A 2,187-nucleotide genomic window follows, 5' to 3' on the forward strand; every position below is an offset into this window, starting at 1 on the left:
TTTTCAGAACCACCTGTTGCAGCCCTAAGACCATACATAAAAGCACCATTAAAGCTGAAGCTCTGGTATCCAGATTTTTGCGCTCTTCCATTTAGCACCTTTATTTATAGCGAAAAATCTGACTATAGAACTGTCTTATTTAGATGATATAGTGAAAAACAGACAAGACATAAGTAATTTCAGGCAATTTTCAAAGATGAAAAAATCAGCTCAACGTGTGCAGGATTTTCAGGAAATTCCGGCTCATAACGCAATTCCTGATTTGCTTTGGTTCCGTGTTCGTAATGCACCCGCAGAAACGGTTTATCCTCAACATGCGCATGCATGGGGTGAGTTTATTTATGCGTTTAGTGGTGTACTCGAAGTTAATATTGATCAAATTAATTATTTAACCCCGCCACCTTATGGTATTTGGCTTCCTCCTTATACCAAACACAGTGGTATTAACCGCAACGAAGTGACTCATGCAACTTTATATGTTCATGAAAGTCTGTGCCAAAAGTTACCGCAGAAAGCTGGTATATTATTAACTTCCTCACTTGTACCTGCTTTACTCGAACACTTGAGGAAAAACCCACAAGATGAAACCCAAGTCGAATATATACGCCTACTCCAAGTTTTATTAGATCAACTCATACAGGCTGAATTAGTGGGTAGTTATTTACCTACAACAGATCATCCAGCTTTAGCAAAAATTCTAAATGATTTACATCAATGCCCTGCCGATAACAGCACCTTGCAAGAATTAGCTGAACGAATAAATATGACTGAAAGAACGTTGGCACGTTACAGTCAAAAAGAGTTGGGAATGTCTTTACATGAATGGAGGCAACGATTAAAAGTAATGAAAGCAATGACCATGCTTAATCAAGGAAAAACCATAGAAAGTATCGCTTTTGATTTGGGCTATGCCAGCGCATCGGCATTTATTTATATGTTTAAACGTTGGATGGGTTTTACCCCAGACCAGTTCCGAAAGCTCTATCAATAAATTAATTTTGAGTATAATAAAAAACCCTATTATCCGTTTAATAATAGGGTTTAAAGTTTAATAACTTAAATAAAATTATGCTTTAACAAATGTTTCCCAAACAAAATCTTGAGTAGCACCTTTCAAAGTCATTTTTAGCTGATCGCCAGCATTTAATGGCCCTACACCTGCGGGTGTACCCGTCATAATGACATCGCCTGGCTCAAGTGAGAACACCTGATTAATATCTACTAAAAGATAAGCAATATTAAACATGAGCAAAGCGGTATTACCGTCTTGACGTAATTCATCATTAATATGGAAATTAAATCTAGTCTCTTCCCAGTTCGTGATTTCACTCACATCTACCCAGTCTGCAAGCACACACGAACCATCAAAAGCCTTTGCTCTTTCCCAAGGTTGGCCTTTATCTTTTAACTCATTTTGTAAGTCACGTAATGTTAAATCCAATCCTAAAGTCACTGCACCAATGGCCTGCAATACTTTTTGCGGATCAGTTTCTCCTTTTAGTGGCTGATCAATGCGTAAAACAAATTCGCATTCGAAATGACAACTACCCCATGCAGGATTCCATGAAATGCCTTCATCTAAACCAATCAAACTACTTGGTGGTTTGATAAATAACACCGGACGTCCTGGCATTGCATTGTTCAGTTCTTTTACATGATCAGCATAACTTCTGCCCACACAAACGATTTTTGAAGGACGTGTTTTCATGAAGCTTCCTTTATTTATTGTTGCGGCTAATAATTCCAATAACTTATTTCTTAAATGTATTTTCAAATATAGTTTGATCTGAAGCCTGTGCAAATGCACGTTTCGGTACAATGATGACCGTTTTATTTTTAAGCTCAAGCATATAAGTCAGCTTGCCTTTAGCAAAAGTCTGCACTTCACTATACTGTACAGCTTGTTTACGCCCAGCAGCATAGAGCTCAAAATAATCTTGATATAAATCGATTCCTTGCTCGCTCTTACCAAATTGATAACGTACAAATTGACGTTTAAACATCATAGGTAAAAGCCAGTAGCGCATTAGACCTTGCATAACCAAGAAGAAAACGCCTAAAGCAACATAGTAGCGGCCAACACCTGAAAAGCCTAAATATAAGCCCCAAATAATAATTGCAAGACTAATAACAGGTGTCAAAAACCGTGTGAATTGCTTCTTTCCGAATGTCACCAAGCCAAATCCG

Annotated in this window: 3 protein-coding genes; 1 reads left to right on the plus strand and 2 read right to left on the minus strand. The window is 37.7% G+C overall.

All coding sequences use genetic code 11. The annotated features are described in order from the left end of the window. Positions 1-196 precede the first annotated feature (196 nt). A complete protein-coding gene (locus VXQ92_RS15950) occupies positions 197-991 on the plus strand; it encodes a helix-turn-helix domain-containing protein (protein ID WP_000747866.1) in 795 nt (264 codons plus the stop codon). A gap of 75 nt (positions 992-1,066) precedes the next feature. On the opposite strand, the gene VXQ92_RS15955 is transcribed toward VXQ92_RS15950, so the two are convergent. Further along, positions 1,067-1,708 carry a fumarylacetoacetate hydrolase family protein gene (locus tag VXQ92_RS15955; protein ID WP_000857682.1) on the minus strand — a complete coding sequence of 214 codons (642 nt, stop codon included), beginning with the start codon at positions 1,706-1,708 and terminating at the stop codon, positions 1,067-1,069. A gap of 43 nt (positions 1,709-1,751) precedes the next feature. Further along, the coding region (locus VXQ92_RS15960) for a YcxB family protein (protein WP_416682475.1) at positions 1,752-2,187 on the minus strand (436 nt) is incomplete at its 5' end.

The sequence above is a fragment of the Acinetobacter sp. 228 genome, from assembly GCF_048147885.1.

Excerpts from the sequence above, each read along its gene's own strand:
- VXQ92_RS15950 (WP_000747866.1), top strand. The coding sequence starts at position 197 with ATGAAAAAATCAGCTCAACGTGTGCAGGATTTTCAGGAAATTCCGGCT.
- VXQ92_RS15955 (WP_000857682.1), bottom strand. The coding sequence starts at position 1,708 with ATGAAAACACGTCCTTCAAAAATCGTTTGTGTGGGCAGAAGTTATGCT.